Origin of the sequence: Prosthecochloris marina (assembly GCF_003182595.1) — a bacterium.
GTDB lineage: Bacteria > Bacteroidota > Chlorobiia > Chlorobiales > Chlorobiaceae > Prosthecochloris > Prosthecochloris marina.
Genome location: NZ_PDNZ01000007.1, coordinates 93,869 through 108,831, shown reverse-complemented (window position 1 = coordinate 108,831; position 14,963 = coordinate 93,869). Strand labels below are relative to the sequence as shown.

The following is a 14,963-nucleotide window of genomic DNA, read 5'->3' as shown; positions in this document are numbered from 1 at the left end:
CGGCAAAAGTACTCAAAAGTAATTTTGAGCGGAATGCCTGTATGTTGAATTGTGGAGTGACATGCTGTACTTCAGGGGGGTTACAACGTTACAAAAAATACTCTAACAATTTAAAGAACAATATCACATCATGCAAACATAACATGTGCTGTCTCTATGCCGGTATTTCGGCAGATCTGAAATAGAGAAGCTATTGTTCATAGATCTACAATAAACCCGAGAGAGCTGAAACTTTCATCGTCGTAAAAATACATACCGTGACGGCTCAGTCCGTTATAATAATTATATGCGATACGGACATTTTCAAGACCGAGGCCGGTAAGTTTCCAGCCTGCCTGAAGGTTCCAGGTTCCATGGAATCCGTCGGTTTTATCGAGTTCGTCATCCCATTCGGGAAGCAACTTGAAATCCGCTGCCAGGTAGGTGTTGCCAGGGGTTGAAAGTTCCAGGCCCGCCTGAAGCGAATGGCGGCTGATGTCGTCGGGTATGGTATGGAATAGGTATTGATAGCCGAGATAGACCCGGTAGTTTTCCGAAGAGAGAGCAAGGACGAGGTTTATGAACTCACGGCTGTAGGTGAACGGGATACCGAAAGGGCAATCATCCTCGTTTATCCACTCATCGGCTTCTTCGTCGTAGTGCCCGTCTTCGAAGTGAGCCGAGATATGGCTGATACGGAGCCTTGCCGAGAGATCATCGAACGGCAGGTTTTCATTCTTTAAAGGGTGTTTCCAGGAAAAGCTTACCCCGAAAAGGTAATCGATGGTATCTACCGGAAACTTGAAATTATCGTCTCTTCCCAGGAGAGAGAATGTCGCGAAGTCGATGCCAAAAGCGAAACGATTGTCTTTACTCTGGTACAGATCTGCGGAGGTGCCGATGTCAAGCTGAAGGAAATCGTCATCGAGCCATGGCATGACCGCAATTCGGGGTTCAAGAGGATCTGCAAGCAAGGGCGTGAACATTGTCCGTAATGTCGGACCGGCAAATGTTGTTTGAGCGGATAGAAAGAGAATCAATAAAATGATCGGCGTGACATAGACTTTTCGCATGGGTGTACTATTTTTTGGTGCTTAATGTGTTTTTGTTGTTGCTCCGCCAAGCAGCATTTCCAGGACAGCGGTTCTGACAGCAACTCCATTGGTTACCTGTTCAAGGAGCACACTTTTCGAGTAACCCGGTGGTTGGATGCGGTCAGCAACGTTGCTTGATATCTCGATCTCTCTGTTGATCGGGCCGGGGTGAAGGACAAGCATATGCTTGCGGATTTTCTCGAGCCGTTCATCGGTGAGACCGTAGTTCAGTGAGTAATCTTCGAGAGATGGCAGATAGCCGCCGGTTGTTCTTTCCAGTTGCAATCGGAGCACAATTGCGGCATCAGCCCACCTTATGGCATCGTCTATGGAGGTGAAAACGTTTACGCCAAGAGAATTCGTATCGGCAGGAAGAAGCGATACAGGGCTGCAGATCCCGACTTGCGCGCCGAGTGTGGTAAGGCCGAAAATATTCGACCGGGCTACGCGGCTGTGCAGGATATCACCAAGGATCATGATTTTGGCGCCTTGCAACGACCCGAAATAGTTTCGTAATGTAAATATGTCAAGCAGTGCCTGTGTGGGATGTTCATGTATTCCGTCACCCGCGTTTACAACATGTTTATCGGTTATGCGGCTTATCTGTTCGGCTGACCCGGAAGAAGGATGACGAATGACAAATGCATCAACCTGCATTGCTTCCAGGTTTTTTATGGTATCTACAATACTTTCCCCTTTGCTGACACTGCTTGAAGAGGCGCTGAAATTAAGGGTGACGGCTCCGAGGTTGCGTGCTGCTATTTCGAAAGAAAATCTTGTTCTTGTCGAGTTTTCAAAAAATGCCAGAACAATGCGTTTGCCTTGCAGCGTTCTGGGTATAACGTTTTCAGTATTCAGAAACAGGTCTTTATGAACAGCGGCCTTGTCGAGAATCTCAATTATTCTGCCCGCCGATATTCCGGATAATCCAGTGAGGTCTTTCAATGCAATGTTTTTCCAAAAGTGTCAATAGCCGCGTGCGAAAACACTCTGCAAATTTACAAAAAATATAAACTTAAATTGAGTAATTGTTCACACTCCCGGTAACGGCATTCTGCGAACGGGTACGTGCCGATGATCGATAGTGAAAAGAACCTGAACGTTAGCTCAAATTTATGTTTTATTTCTTATAACGGTACTTCGGGAAAATTTTTTACATGTTCAATGCAAGAATAACATAAGAGGTTGGCGGTTTGCAGGGTAGAGGAAATGATTTTGAACTTTCTGTTGTTACTTTTCAACGATGATAAGAGTCTATGCATGAAATGTCGATAGCGCTATCTATTATAGATGCCGTAGTTGCAAAAGCCGAACAGGAACAATCCCGAAAGGTCAGTGAGATCGAGCTGGAAGTCGGCAGGGTTTCGGGGGTTCAGCCCGAATCACTGAAATTCTGTTTTTCCGCGGCTGCGAAAAACACTATTGTCGATGGGGCCGATCTTGCAATTCATGAAATAGAGCCTGTTGGAAAATGCCAGGAGTGCGGTAAGAGTTTTCCTGTCAGTGATGTGTATGCGAAATGTGAAGTCTGCGGGTCTTTGAATGTCAGAATTATTTCCGGCAGGGAACTGTTGATCAAATCGATTACGCTTGAGTAGGGCTGAGACAAAGAGCTGAAAAACAAAGGGGGAAAAATGGTGTCAGGATGGCTGTCATGTCGTTGCCCTGGCAGCATCGATTCAGTAAATCAACGATTCGATAAATAAATTAAATTAACATAATACCTATGTGTGATACTTGTGGATGTTCATCCGGCAATGGTGCCGTTATCTATAAGCCAGGCGATGCTGCATATCATGTTCATGTCGGTGACGACGGTCACGCTCATCATCATGTTTCCGGAAATCATGATCATGCCAATAGCCGCCAGGTGATGGTTGAGCAGGATGTATTATTGCAGAATAATCTCCTTGCCGAAAGAAACCGGGGGTTTTTTGAGGCGAAGAATGTGCTTGCGCTCAATTTTCTGAGCTCACCAGGCTCGGGAAAAACTTCTTTGCTCGAGAAAACCGTTCCGTTCATAAAGCCGGATTGTCAAATCAGTGTTATTGAAGGCGATCAGCAGACAACGAGGGATGCCGAACGGATTCAGGCTCTCGATATCCCCGTTTTACAGGTTAATACCGGCACCGGGTGCCATCTCGATGCGCTGATGATAAACCGGGCGGTCAAAGAGATGAATCTTGCAGACAACTCTCTTCTTTGTATCGAGAATGTCGGTAACCTCGTCTGTCCTGCGTTGTTCGATCTTGGGGAGGCAATGAAAATCGTTGTGATCAGTGTAACGGAAGGGGATGACAAGCCGCTGAAATATCCAACGATGTTTGTCGAGGCCGATATCTGTATTTTGAACAAAACCGATTTGCTGCCGTATGTTCCCTTCGATGCAGCAGTATGCAGGGAAAATGCTTCGAGGGTCAACCATAAGCTTGAATGGTTCGAGCTTTCCGCGGCGACGGGTGAAGGTTTTGATGCATGGATAGGATGGCTGAAGTCAAAGCTGAAAAAAGACTGAGATTCTTCGTCAATGGCGTTGTGCAGGGGGTCGGGTTCAGGCCCTTTGTTTTCCGTCTTGCGAAAGAGGCCGGCTTCAGTGGTTTTATACGCAATACTTCTTTGGGGGTCTGCGTAGAGGTACAAAGCAGCAGTATCGAGAAGCTTGGTCTTTTCAGCCGGGAACTTTTCGAGAAAGCCCCTCCTCTTGCAAAAATTTCATCGTGTGAGATAGCGGAGATTGCTTTGGAAGAGGAGAGCGATTTTTTCATTGTTCCCTCCGATGACACAGGGGCAGTTCAGACGATGGTATCTCCGGATTTTGGGGTTTGCGATGATTGCAGGGAAGAGCTGCTTGACGTTTCCAACCGGAGGTATGCGTATCCTTTCATCAATTGCACCAACTGCGGGCCGCGCTATACCATTATAGAAAAGGTTCCTTACGATCGCCCCTATACTTCGATGAGGCAGTTCACGATGTGTCCTGATTGTGAGGCCGAGTATCGGGATCCGGTGAACAGAAGATTCCACGCTCAACCAAACGCATGTCCTGATTGTGGGCCGGTTCTCAGCATGCTCGATCTGAACGGTAAAACGGTCGACTGCATCGATCCTTTGGGGTTTGCTCTCGACATGCTTCGAAAAGGCCTGATCGTTGCGGTGAAAGGCATCGGTGGATTCCATCTTGCCGTGGACGCTTTCGATGCTGCCGCTGTTCGCCGTCTGAGAAAAAGAAAAAGGAGGGAGGAAAAGCCTTTCGCCTTGATGGCAAAGGATATTGAAACTGCTGAAAGGTTCTGCATAATCAATGATGAAGAGCGCCGGACTCTTCTTTCGCCGGAAGCGCCGGTTGTTCTTCTGAAAAAAAAAGGTGCTTGTTTTTCAGATGATATTGCACCGGGAAACGATCGCTTGGGTATCATGCTGCCGTATTCGCCTCTCCATGTTTTGATGATGGAACGAGGGCCCTCGGTTCTTGTCATGACCAGCGCAAATTGTTCCGATGAGCCCATCGTTATTGAAAACAGCGAAGCAGTCGAGCGGCTTGGCGGAATTGCCGACGGTTATCTTATGCACAATCGCCCGATTTATCTCAGGTGCGACGATTCCGTAACGGTTCATATGTCGGGAAAAATACGGCCAATAAGACGTAGCCGAGGATATGCTCCCGCTCCGGTTTTACTTTCTGCGGGCGGTCCGCCGGTTTTTGCCACGGGAGCCGAAATAAAGAATACTGTTTGCCTGCTTAAAGGGGATAATGCAATAGTGAGCCAGCATATCGGAGATCTGAAAAATTACGAGGCTTACAGCCATTTCCTGAAAGTTACCGAGCACCTTCAGGATATTTTTCGAGTTTCTCCTGAATTAAGGGTTTGCGATATGCACCCGTCCTACCTATCGACCCGCTGGGCTTGGGAGCAGAAAGATATGCCGCTCTTGCAGGTGCAGCACCATCATGCCCATCTTGCATCTTGTCTGGCTGAGAACCGCTGTGATGATCCTGTTATCGGTGTTATTCTCGATGGAGCAGGGTATGGAACCGACGGGACAAGCTGGGGGGGAGAAGTGTTGATAGGAAACGCAGCCGAGGTTTTTCGTTTTGCCTCTTTTGAGCCGGTTCCGTTACCCGGTGGCGATGCCGCGGTGTCCCATCCCTGGAAGGTTGCAGTCGGGTACCTTTCCTGTTGTTTCGACACTCTTCCCGAGCTTGATTTTCTGAAGAACGAGGATACTTCAGGTGTCACTCAATTACTTGAAAAAGGTATCAATTCTCCTCTGACAACAAGCTGTGGGCGGCTTTTCGATGCTGTTGCCGCTTTAACCGGGCTGCGGAAGGATGTCAGTTATGAGGGGCAAGCGGCAATTGAGCTCATGCAAGCGGCCGGAACAGCCGAGGGGGAGCCTTACTCATGTGAAACGGTTCCAGCTGGTAACGACAGATGGATTATTTCGCTTTCACCTGTGATTCACGGCGTTGTCGATGATGTTCGTACAGGCAGGAGCGTTTCTTCCATCAGCAGAAATTTTCATGCTACACTTGTCGCTTTGTTGTGCACTGTCATAGAGAAAGCCGCAGCTTTTTCAGGAATTCGCAAGGTGGCGCTCAGTGGAGGAGTTTTTCAGAACATAGTGCTTTTCGAAGCTCTTGTTTCAAAACTCGAGAAAAAAGGTTATACAGTTCTTGCCCATGCTCTGGTGCCTTGTAATGATGGAGGTATTTCTCTCGGACAGGCGGTGATCGGCAGGGAGTACCTCAAGGGCAAGTATAAAGGGGTCGTGTGAACGCTGGATGCATCGGAATGCCATCAATCCCGACGAGAGAGGCTGCATGTCATTTCCGTGCTTGGCGCACGAACCCATTGATCGTGTGTATAGTTCTCTCTATAGTTGCCGGATATCGAATACGGCATAGGAATGGAAATGACGATTGTGTGTTTTGCTGTGAAAAGACGGCATGAAAATGAATTGGTGATTCACAAGCTGAATAAACCGGAGAGTAGCAATGTGTTTGGCTATACCAGGTAAAGTTGTTGCGATAAGCGATGAAAACGGATTGAAAATGGGAACTGTCGATGTCAACGGTTCTCTGATTAAAGCGTGTCTCGAGTATGTGCCCGAGATTCGGATCGGGCAGTATACTATCGTCCATGCTGGATTTGCTTTGAAGATAATCGATGAACAGGAAGCTGCCGAAAGCCTCAGACTTTGGGACGAGCTGTTACGTAAATAGCCGGGTGTCTTGATAGGTAAGCTGTCTGATGGTTCATTGTTCCCTTGGGCAGTTAAGGTATCGGGTCATCAAATGTCAAATTATGAAATTCATCGACGAATACAGGGACAGCGACAGGGCACGAAACATTCTCAAGAAAATCGAGGATACAGTGACAAAGCCCTGGACCATCATGGAAATCTGTGGAGGGCAGACTCACTCCATCGTCAGAAACGGTATAGATCAGCTTCTTCCGGATGGAGTCCGGTTGATTCACGGGCCAGGTTGTCCGGTTTGTGTTACGCCTCTCGATATTCTCGATCGAGCATTGTCGATTGTATCGAAGCCTGGGGTGATTCTTGCAAGTTTCGGTGACATGCTTCGCGTGCCGGGAAGCAGAGAGACTCTTTCGGTGGCAAAAAGCGGAGGGGCTGACGTCCGTGTTGTATTTTCTCCCCTTGAAGCACTGAATATTGCGAGAGAGAACCCGCAGCATGAAGTTTTTTTTCTTGCCATAGGTTTTGAGACAACAGCTCCCGGAAATGCAATGGCGATAAAGCAGGCTGCAAGAGAGAATCTGCGAAATTTCAGTGAACTTGTCAGCCAGTTCATGGTGCCTCCTGCGATGCGGGCAATACTTTCCTCTGAGAAAAATATGATTCAGGGGTTTCTCGCTGCAGGGCATGTTTGCACAGTTACGGGTTATGAGGAGTATGAACGCATCGGTGAAGAGTTTCATGTTCCGATTGTTCCGACAGGATTTGAACCTGTGGATATCCTTTCAGGAATATTACGGGTGATAGAAATGCTTGAATCAGGAAGGTCCGGTGTACATAATGAGTACGGTCGGGTAGTGAGTCGAGAGGGGAATCCGGTGGCAAAAAAGGTTGTCGATGAAGTATTTCACGTTGCAGACGGTCATTGGCGTGGCATAGGAGTCATTCCGCAAAGCGGCCTGCAACTGCGTGACGAATTTGCTCCTTTCGATACCCAAAAGAAATTCAATGTCGCTGACATACAGCCGGATGAATCTCCGTTGTGCAGGAGCGGGGACGTGCTGCGGGGGATGATAACGCCTGAAAGGTGTGAGGCTTTCGGCAAGGAGTGTACGCCTTTGAAGCCTCTCGGGGCACCTATGGTTTCGGCCGAAGGGGCGTGTGCAGCATATTATAAATACCATGGAAAAGTGTTGTAACGTCGGAATCTGGAAGGATGACAGGAAAAAAGCTGCAGACGAAGAACCTGGATCGAATAATTCACCAAATCAATACTTCTTATGTCCATCGAATTACAGTGCCCGGTACCTCATTTCAATCATGAAACCATTCAGATGGCTCATGGAGCAGGGGGCGTTCTTTCGCGTGAACTGACCCGGAAAGTATTTCTCCCTTGTTTTGGCAACAGTTCGCTTGATACGCTGGACGATCAGGCAAAGCTCTCAATCGGAGCTGGTAAGATTGCTTTTACCACCGATACTTTCGTTGTCAGTCCGATATTTTTTCCTGGGGGCACAATCGGTGATCTTGCCGTTAGCGGAACCGTCAACGACCTTGCCGTAGGCGGGGCGATTCCGCTTTATCTCAGTGCGGGTTTTGTGCTTGAAGAGGGGTTTCCCCTGACAGATCTCCAAAAAGTAGTAAGCAGTATGGCGGATGCTGCCGACAAGGCTGGAGTGCAAATTGTTACAGGTGATACAAAAGTGGTAGAAAAGGGGCAGTGTGACGGAATATTTATCAATACATCGGGTATCGGCGTTATAAAAAATGGGATCGATATTTCCTGCACGAATCTCAAGCCGGGTGACAGTATTATTGTTTCCGGTACTCTTGGGGACCATGGAATGGCCGTTATGGCCGCTCGGAAAGGTCTATCTTTCCAGTCGGATATCATAAGTGACACAAGGTCGTTGAGTGCATTGATTTCCGAAATACTGGATGAAGTACCTGAAGTTCATGCCATGAGGGATCCTACAAGAGGAGGGCTTGCAGCTACGTTGAACGAGCTTGCAGAGGCTTCCCGAAAAGGTATTGTGCTTGATGAATCAACCCTTCCCGTTCGTCCGGATGTTCAAGGAGCAAGTGAACTCCTCGGTATCGATCCTCTCAATGTTGCAAACGAAGGTAAGGTTGTTGTTGCAGTGCCGCGGGAAAGTGCTGAAAAAGTATTGCGGGTCATGCAACGGCATGCGTATCCATCGGCTGGCGATGCTGCGATTATAGGAGAGGTGGTGGATGAACATCCTGGAATGGTGATTGTCCGTACGTTTCTGGGGAGTAAGCGTATTCTGGAAATGCCCCTGGGAGAACAACTGCCGAGAATCTGTTGAAGAGTTTTCCTTTTGATATTGGTATTCGATAAAAGTAAATTAAACAACAGACTTTTTTGCAAGTCGCTTGCATAATTTGATGCACAACGGTGTCGAATAAGGCTGTTAAACGTCTACCCTGATGAACCAGTCGCAAGGTCGTAGAGAAGATGAGCCCCGTATCGGGTATGAAATGCTGGAGTTTCGTCCTGAATGGCAGTTTGACGATCCGAAGACCGGTGTTTATTACCATAGTGCAGTTATTCCCGGAAAGCTTTTTTTTACTTCTCTGGGAGGTGATATGCAGTCCGAAACCGTTCAGAAAACGATCCCTTTCATCGAACGGGTTTTTGTCGAGGGCATGCTTGAAAACTGTGAATATATAAGGATAGCCGATTATTCAGAGGTTACCAAGGCGTCGATCAATGCAAGGATACTCTATGCCGGTACGATAAACAGGCTCAATGCTTCTCATAATTCCCATCCCTCTGTCACATATATCTGTGGTGCATCGCATCTTGTCAAAACGATGTTGCGGATTTTTTCGCGCGTTGTCAAGCAGCGCCTTGTTTTCGTTGAATCAGTTGAAGAAGCTTTCCGGTATTTAAACAATAGTCGTGTTTCTTCTGTGCCTGTGCCATCGGATGATGTTGTTGTTTCACGTAGAGAGATCGATGATTTTGCGGCGATGTGCGGTAATTTTTTGTTTGGAAAAAAAGATATTATTCCTGCTGCCAGCGATTATCTTGCGCCCGACCACCCGCTCAACGAACTTTACAAAATCATCATGATTTTTCATGATGATTTGCTGGAGCTGCAAAAGAAAGAGATAGAACAGAAGCAAGAAATAGAAGTCGCGCTTGAAGGTGCAAAGAAGCTCAATGAGAAGCTGGTCGAGGAAAAACATAACGTTGAAAAGAAAGAGCAGGTGCAACTCAGGCTCATTCAACGCTTGAAAAGAGCGCGAATGCAGGCTGAAAGCGCAAGCAAGGCAAAAAGTGAGTTTCTTGCAAATATCTCCCATGAGATTCGTACGCCACTTCATGCAGTGATAGGGATGACCGAACTCTTGATAGAAACCAAACTGGATAAAGATCAGCGATATTATACCGACACGCTGTATTCAAGCGCTAAAATGCTGTTAATGCTGATTAACGATATTCTTGATTTCAGCAGAATAGATGCGGGGCTTATCGATGAGGAAAAAGAGGTGTTTAATCTTCGTCAGCTTTTTCTCGATATCATAGCGATAATGAAGGAAAAAGCAAGCTACAAAGGCTTGGTGCTTGAAGGTAATGTGGATGAAGGTATTCCGGATACCCTTCTTGGCTACTCCGAGTATATAAAACAGGTGCTCCTGAATCTGATTCAGAATGCTATCAAGTTTACCTATAGAGGGCAGGTTACGGTTACCGCCAAGGTTGTTTCTGAAACCGAAGAAAAGGTTGTCATCAAGATGTCTGTGCAGGATACGGGTATCGGTATTCCTGAAGAGCAGCAGGAGCAGATTTTTCAGCCTTTTACCCAGATCGACGCTTCATCGACCCGTAAAGAAGGGGGGACCGGGCTGGGCCTTGCAATCGTGAGAAAGCTGGTAAAACTCATGGGTGGGGAGCTCAGGTTGAAGAGCAATGAAAGAGAGGGGTCCACTTTCAGTTTTTCACTTGCTTTTGACAAAGTTCAGGATGAGGCCGACCATGCGGTGTTTAGCTGTAAAGAGAGCCAGGCTGCCAGGGGCCTGAACAATGTTTCTGAAAATACAGTTGAAAAGAAGCTGGTTTTGCTCGTAGAGGACAATACGATAAATCAAAAAGTGGCCCAGGCAATGCTTGAAAAAATGGGTTACTCGATCGATATCGCTTTTAACGGGGCTGAAGCGGTTGAAGCACTTCAACGAAAAAATTATGGGCTGGTACTGATGGATCTTCAGATGCCGGTTATGGATGGTTATGAAGCGACAAAAGCCATAAGGAATTCCGGAAAGGTGCTTAACAGCAAAATTCCCATTATCGCTATGACGGCTAATGCTACAAAGGAAGACCGGCAACAGTGTCTCGAGGCGGGTATGGATGATTATGTGCCAAAGCCGGTTGAACGTAAGGTTATGATGAATATGCTGCAGCGCTGGCTACCGCTTCCCGATGACCGGTGATTATCGATTGAGTATGTTTTTTCCAATGTACTCAGTGTACTCCGATGATAACGCTCGAAGCCTTAAACATTGCACAGGCTTTGCTGCCTTCTTTCAAACCGAGGTTTTTTGAGCTTTCGCGGGTTATAATCGAGGTTATAATGTTACTTCCGCCTATATCGAGATCGATTTCTACGTTTACCGGTCCATCGATGATTTTATCGACAGTTCCGAAGATCACATTACGGGTACTCACTTTGGATACATCGATCTCTTTGCCAATGATAACGGAACTTGACTTGATGATTGCATAGGCGGTCATTCCTTCCTCTAAACCCAGTTTGCCGATCGCACTGCTTGTTACGATGGCTGTTATTCGGATGTCTCCCTTGAGAGCAAGTGTGATTTCAGTATTCACCGTTTCGCATATGATTTTGGCAACGGTTCCGCTGAAGACGTTTCTGGCGCTGACTTTCACCGATATTCTTTTAAGGAATTGATAGAGCTTTTCCGGTCTTCCAAGGCGTTCTTCGAGATTTTCAAGGAATTTCCGGTGCTCTTCCTGTACTACCCGATATTGCCTGAGGATTTTTCTGCCTTCCGGGGTCAGTCTTGTGCCACCACCGTCCTTGCCTCCGGTCGTTCGTTCTACAATGGCTTTTTCTGAAAGGTTGTTAATCGTGTTGATCAGTTGCCATGCGGTTTTGTAACTGATCCCTATGGTTTTCGCCGCCTTGTTGATCGATCCAAGCTTTTCGATTTGTTCGAGCAATACGATCCTGTCGGCACCAAGAAACCTGCTTTCGGATTTTCGGAACCAAAGGGCTCCTTCCAGTTCGATTGATCTGTTTTGTGGGGACATCGGTGAACTTCCGGTTTCCAAAGCATGAACGCCTATATGAGAGTAAAATAGAAAAAAATTATTGTACCTTTTTCAGCCTTTCAACCGGTTCATACCGTAAAAAGCCAGAATGGATATCAGGGCGAGTAGACCGGAAAATACCAACGCTTTTTCAAAGTTTCCTTCGAAGACGGCGTTATAGATTGCTAAGGACATGGTTTCCGTTCTGCCGCTGATGTTGCCTCCGAGCATGAGTGTGATGCCTACTTCTCCAAACGACCTTCCAACCGAAAGCATGAGACCGGCAAGGACAACCTGTTTAATATTGGGAAGAGTGACTTGTAGAAAGGTGACGATTTCGCTTTTTCCAAGAACATACGAAGCTTCAGCAAACGAGGTCTCCGTGTTTTCTGTAGCTGATTGAACCGGCTTTACGACAAGTGGAAGTCCTGAAAGAAACGCAGCGAGATACACTCCCATCGGGCTGAAGATGATCTCGATACCTTTTGCGCTGAGAAACGGCCCGATGACACCATGCCTTCCAAGTATCAGGAGAAGAAGAAAACCTGTTGCAATAGGGGGAAATACGAGCGGGAGTGTTACAAGTCCGTCAAGCAAGCTGCGGAATGGCATTTTTTTACGTGAGAGCAGATAACCCAAGGAAATGCTGAAAACAATATGAGAAACGAGCACTATTGCAGCAGTTTGGAGGGAGAGCACGATAGGGCCAATGTCCCGGTAGCTGGGAAAAACAGTGCTGTGCATCATCATAGCATTTCGTATTTACTCAGGATAGGGAATACCTCTTCAGTTTGCAGAAACGAAGTGAACGCTTTGACGTCGGGATCATTTTCAAATTCCCGGAGTATGCCAACTTCGATTGTGACGGCAGAGTATGTTTTTTCATTTACCGGTATGTAACCCCCTATTTTTTCTTTGATCCAGAGTGCATCGGTAAGATTAATGAACCCCGCATCGATCTCCCCTGTCATGAGGTAAGTGGATACTTGTGGTACGCTGGCGAATCTCAGTATTTTTTTGTGCACTTTTTTCATCAGTGCACTACTGTTGAGAAACTCGGCGGCTGCATTTCCATACATTGCTTTTGCCGAATCGGGCATGCCTATCCTGGCTATGGAGTCTCTTGTTATATCGAAGACATTTCCTAAAGTTATTCCTTTGCGATAGGCAAGAACAAGTTTTCCATGCCCCATGTGATGAAAGGATGAAAAATTCAGCCCTGAATGGTCGAGAAATTTTCTGTCTCCCAGGATAAGTGCCACGTTGCCGCTTAATGTGGCCTGTGAGATGAGATGTGACATGTTGCCAAATACAGGCGTGATTCTCCTGCCACTTTTCTTTTCATACAGGGCGATGATTTCAAGCAGCGGTTGTTTGTAACCGGCTCCCGAAGCAACGGTGATTTCCCCGGCAAAAACAGTGCCTCCGAGTAGCAGGAGTATCAGCAGAACAGCTGCTGTTTTTTTTTGAATCATGGTCTTATATGTTACGTCAGCGTTCTATGTGCTCATTTCGGTTGAAAATGTAATCGTTATTTCTTTTTGGTAATAACGATTGGTAAAGAAAAAAGAGTGTTCACTCTTTTTTCTTGTCCGATCATTCACTGATCAAATAGGCTTCACATGCTTGCCCATCCTCGAGGGCATCAAGAATTTCGTCCATTTTCTCCTCGCTATCGATTTCTCCATACCAATGGTTTTCAGGATGAACAACGACGATGGGCCCTTTTTCACAAACATTGAGACAAGCGGTTGCCGAAACGACGATATCGGTCATACCGCGGTCGGAAAGTTCGTTTTCAAGATATGGCAGGAGCTGTGCCGATTCTTTTTTGTGGCAGATGCCCTGTGGCGCTCCTTGTGCGCGGAAGCTTCCGCAGACAAGAATGTGATGTTTCGGTTTTTCCATGAGTTGAGTTTATTTATGGTTTTTTGTTTATCGTTTTTCATAGGACTGTCTCAAAAGGGTGATCCCTCGTATTTTGAGCAAGTGATCGTTTATGGCTCGGTTACCCTTAACGGCTGTCATCCTCTTGTTTGGTATCAACTCTTTTCAGGACGACTCAATCACTTCTGCCTTTTGCCCTCTGACTTTTAACTTTTCCCCTTTCTTATCCACATCCTCCGCCGGTGCCGGAGCAGTTTGTCTTGCATGCGTGCATCTGGCTGATACGAGCCATTCGGCTCATATCCTTACCGCTGAACACCCCGTTAACGCCTTCTTCGATAAGCCCGTCGAGTATGTAGACTTTCATTCCGCTACCGTTGAGCACTTTTTTTGGCGACTCGCCTGCTCCGTTGACCAGTATCGCACGGCAGTCCATCAGAAGTGAGGCCACCGCTTCCCACCGCATGGTGCCTCCACCGGGAGGAGGTGCCGGTCGGGATTCCACAAGAACCGGTCGGCTATTATCAGCTCCCGGCGCATAGACAAGAAAGCGGTCCGCTTCACCGAGGTGCTGGTTGATCAGTACGCCCTCCATGCTTGCAACGGCAATATAGGGCCGGTTTTCATGGGGTTTCTTCGGCAGCTGAGCGGCTTCTTGCAGTTGTTTCATTATCTCGTCACTGTTTTCCTGGCCTATGATACCGATTGCGTCTGCTCTGCATCGTGCACAGTGTTTCATTTGCGGCAAATATTGCGCCGTGTTTTTCTGTATTGCCTTTACCAGTTCAGGATGCGGTTCCGGAATGTTCTCGAATACGGTTTCTTCCGTTTTGTAATAGGGAAGGGCGTTGAAAATGCCGGCGCCGAGCTTCGAAACGGTTTCAGCAACATCGACGACGTGACGGTCATTGATGCCGGGAATGATGATGGAATTGATCTTGGTCGTGACTCCATGTTCTTTGAGCTTTTTTAGTGCTTCGAGCTGGTTGTCGAGTAGCAGCCTTGCTGCATTTACATCCCTGTATACTTTTTTCCGGTGGCGTATCCAGGCATATATTTCAGCTCCGATTTCCGGATTGACAGCGTTTATGGTAAGCGTTACGTGGCTTACGTCAAGTTCTGCAAGTTCACCGATATATGGCAGCACGTTCAACCCGTTGGTCGCAACGCACAGAAGCATGTCGGGATACTTCTGCCGGACAAGTCGAAGTGTTTCCATGGTGTCCTCGGGGTTTGCAAAAGGGTCCCCTGGTCCTGCGATGCCGACAACGGCGATATTTGGCGACAGTTCAAGTGCCCGGTCGAGGTAATGCAGAGCCTGGTGAGGGGAAAGTACCCTGCTGGTGACACCTGGCCGGTTTTCGTTCAGACAATCGAACTTCCTGTTACAGTAATTGCACTGGATATTGCACTTCGGCGCAACAGGGAGGTGAATGCGCCCGAAAGTGTGCCTCGATCTGTCGTTGAAGCATGGATGTTTTTCAATAGATAACGTCATGATA

14 protein-coding genes are annotated in these 14,963 nt (G+C 47.2%); 7 read left to right on the top strand and 7 right to left on the bottom strand.

Going from position 1 to position 14,963, the window contains the following annotated elements:
* Nucleotides 1-197: 197 nt before the first annotated feature.
* Both CR164_RS10375 and CR164_RS10370 read right to left on the bottom strand, forming a co-directional pair.
* Complete coding sequence (locus CR164_RS10375; RefSeq protein WP_110023923.1) at nt 198-1,052, bottom strand: DUF1207 domain-containing protein; 855 nt, start codon at nt 1,050-1,052, stop codon at nt 198-200.
* 21 nt (nt 1,053-1,073) lie between these two features.
* Nucleotides 1,074-2,018, bottom strand: a complete 945-nt coding sequence (locus tag CR164_RS10370) for an aspartate carbamoyltransferase catalytic subunit (protein ID WP_110023922.1) — start codon at nt 2,016-2,018, stop codon at nt 1,074-1,076.
* Between the two features lie 311 nt (nt 2,019-2,329).
* Between CR164_RS10370 and hypA the strand changes: the two genes are divergently transcribed.
* The 7 genes from hypA to CR164_RS10335 all read left to right on the top strand — a co-directional run bounded on the left by hypA (nt 2,330) and on the right by CR164_RS10335 (nt 10,733).
* A complete protein-coding gene (hypA, locus tag CR164_RS10365; protein WP_110023921.1) occupies nt 2,330-2,671 on the top strand; it encodes a hydrogenase maturation nickel metallochaperone HypA in 342 nt (113 codons plus the stop codon).
* A 128-nt stretch (nt 2,672-2,799) separates the two neighbouring features.
* Complete coding sequence (gene hypB, locus CR164_RS10360) at nt 2,800-3,588, top strand: hydrogenase nickel incorporation protein HypB (RefSeq protein ID WP_110023920.1); 789 nt, start codon at nt 2,800-2,802, stop codon at nt 3,586-3,588.
* A complete protein-coding gene (gene hypF, locus CR164_RS10355) occupies nt 3,558-5,849 on the top strand; it encodes a carbamoyltransferase HypF (RefSeq protein WP_322113415.1) in 2,292 nt (763 codons plus the stop codon). Before hypB ends, hypF begins: the two co-directional genes overlap by 31 nt.
* A 220-nt stretch (nt 5,850-6,069) precedes the next feature.
* A complete protein-coding gene (locus CR164_RS10350; RefSeq protein ID WP_110023918.1) occupies nt 6,070-6,297 on the top strand; it encodes a HypC/HybG/HupF family hydrogenase formation chaperone in 228 nt (75 codons plus the stop codon).
* Nucleotides 6,298-6,379: 82 nt separating this feature from the next.
* Complete coding sequence (gene hypD / locus CR164_RS10345; protein WP_110023917.1) at nt 6,380-7,471, top strand: hydrogenase formation protein HypD; 1,092 nt, start codon at nt 6,380-6,382, stop codon at nt 7,469-7,471.
* 81 nt (nt 7,472-7,552) lie between these two features.
* Nucleotides 7,553-8,602 carry a hydrogenase expression/formation protein HypE gene (hypE, locus tag CR164_RS10340; RefSeq protein ID WP_110023916.1) on the top strand — a complete coding sequence of 350 codons (1,050 nt, stop codon included), beginning with the start codon at nt 7,553-7,555 and terminating at the stop codon, nt 8,600-8,602.
* A gap of 121 nt (nt 8,603-8,723) precedes the next feature.
* On the top strand, nt 8,724-10,733 hold the full coding sequence (locus tag CR164_RS10335) for an ATP-binding protein (protein WP_110023915.1): 2,010 nt from the start codon (nt 8,724-8,726) through the stop codon (nt 10,731-10,733).
* A 31-nt stretch (nt 10,734-10,764) separates the two neighbouring features.
* Here the strand turns inward: CR164_RS10335 and CR164_RS10330 are convergent, their stop codons facing one another.
* The 5 genes from CR164_RS10330 to CR164_RS10310 all read right to left on the bottom strand — a co-directional run bounded on the left by CR164_RS10330 (nt 10,765) and on the right by CR164_RS10310 (nt 14,959).
* Nucleotides 10,765-11,574 (bottom strand): TOBE domain-containing protein, encoded by an 810-nt coding sequence (locus CR164_RS10330; RefSeq protein WP_110023914.1) that lies wholly within the window; start codon nt 11,572-11,574, stop codon nt 10,765-10,767.
* A gap of 72 nt (nt 11,575-11,646) precedes the next feature.
* Nucleotides 11,647-12,324, bottom strand: coding sequence for a molybdate ABC transporter permease subunit (locus CR164_RS10325; RefSeq protein WP_110023913.1), 678 nt, complete (start codon nt 12,322-12,324; stop codon nt 11,647-11,649).
* Complete coding sequence (gene modA, locus CR164_RS10320; protein ID WP_110023912.1) at nt 12,321-13,049, bottom strand: molybdate ABC transporter substrate-binding protein; 729 nt, start codon at nt 13,047-13,049, stop codon at nt 12,321-12,323. Before modA ends, CR164_RS10325 begins: the two co-directional genes overlap by 4 nt.
* A 121-nt stretch (nt 13,050-13,170) precedes the next feature.
* Complete coding sequence (locus CR164_RS10315; RefSeq protein ID WP_110023911.1) at nt 13,171-13,482, bottom strand: (2Fe-2S) ferredoxin domain-containing protein; 312 nt, start codon at nt 13,480-13,482, stop codon at nt 13,171-13,173.
* 202 nt (nt 13,483-13,684) lie between these two features.
* Entirely contained in the window at nt 13,685-14,959 is a 1,275-nt protein-coding gene (locus CR164_RS10310) for a radical SAM protein (protein WP_110023910.1), read from the bottom strand.
* Between the last annotated feature and the right edge of the window lie 4 nt (nt 14,960-14,963).

Excerpts from the sequence above, each read along its gene's own strand:
- hypB (WP_110023920.1), top strand. The coding sequence starts at position 2,800 with ATGTGTGATACTTGTGGATGTTCATCCGGCAATGGTGCCGTTATCTAT.
- modA (WP_110023912.1), bottom strand. The coding sequence starts at position 13,049 with ATGATTCAAAAAAAAACAGCAGCTGTTCTGCTGATACTCCTGCTACTC.
- CR164_RS10330 (WP_110023914.1), bottom strand. The coding sequence starts at position 11,574 with ATGTCCCCACAAAACAGATCAATCGAACTGGAAGGAGCCCTTTGGTTC.
- hypA (WP_110023921.1), top strand. The coding sequence starts at position 2,330 with ATGCATGAAATGTCGATAGCGCTATCTATTATAGATGCCGTAGTTGCA.
- hypF (WP_322113415.1), top strand. The coding sequence starts at position 3,558 with ATGGCTGAAGTCAAAGCTGAAAAAAGACTGAGATTCTTCGTCAATGGC.
- CR164_RS10310 (WP_110023910.1), bottom strand. The coding sequence starts at position 14,959 with ATGACGTTATCTATTGAAAAACATCCATGCTTCAACGACAGATCGAGG.
- CR164_RS10350 (WP_110023918.1), top strand. The coding sequence starts at position 6,070 with ATGTGTTTGGCTATACCAGGTAAAGTTGTTGCGATAAGCGATGAAAAC.
- CR164_RS10375 (WP_110023923.1), bottom strand. The coding sequence starts at position 1,052 with ATGCGAAAAGTCTATGTCACGCCGATCATTTTATTGATTCTCTTTCTA.
- CR164_RS10315 (WP_110023911.1), bottom strand. The coding sequence starts at position 13,482 with ATGGAAAAACCGAAACATCACATTCTTGTCTGCGGAAGCTTCCGCGCA.
- CR164_RS10325 (WP_110023913.1), bottom strand. The coding sequence starts at position 12,324 with ATGATGATGCACAGCACTGTTTTTCCCAGCTACCGGGACATTGGCCCT.
- CR164_RS10335 (WP_110023915.1), top strand. The coding sequence starts at position 8,724 with ATGAACCAGTCGCAAGGTCGTAGAGAAGATGAGCCCCGTATCGGGTAT.
- hypE (WP_110023916.1), top strand. The coding sequence starts at position 7,553 with ATGTCCATCGAATTACAGTGCCCGGTACCTCATTTCAATCATGAAACC.
- hypD (WP_110023917.1), top strand. The coding sequence starts at position 6,380 with ATGAAATTCATCGACGAATACAGGGACAGCGACAGGGCACGAAACATT.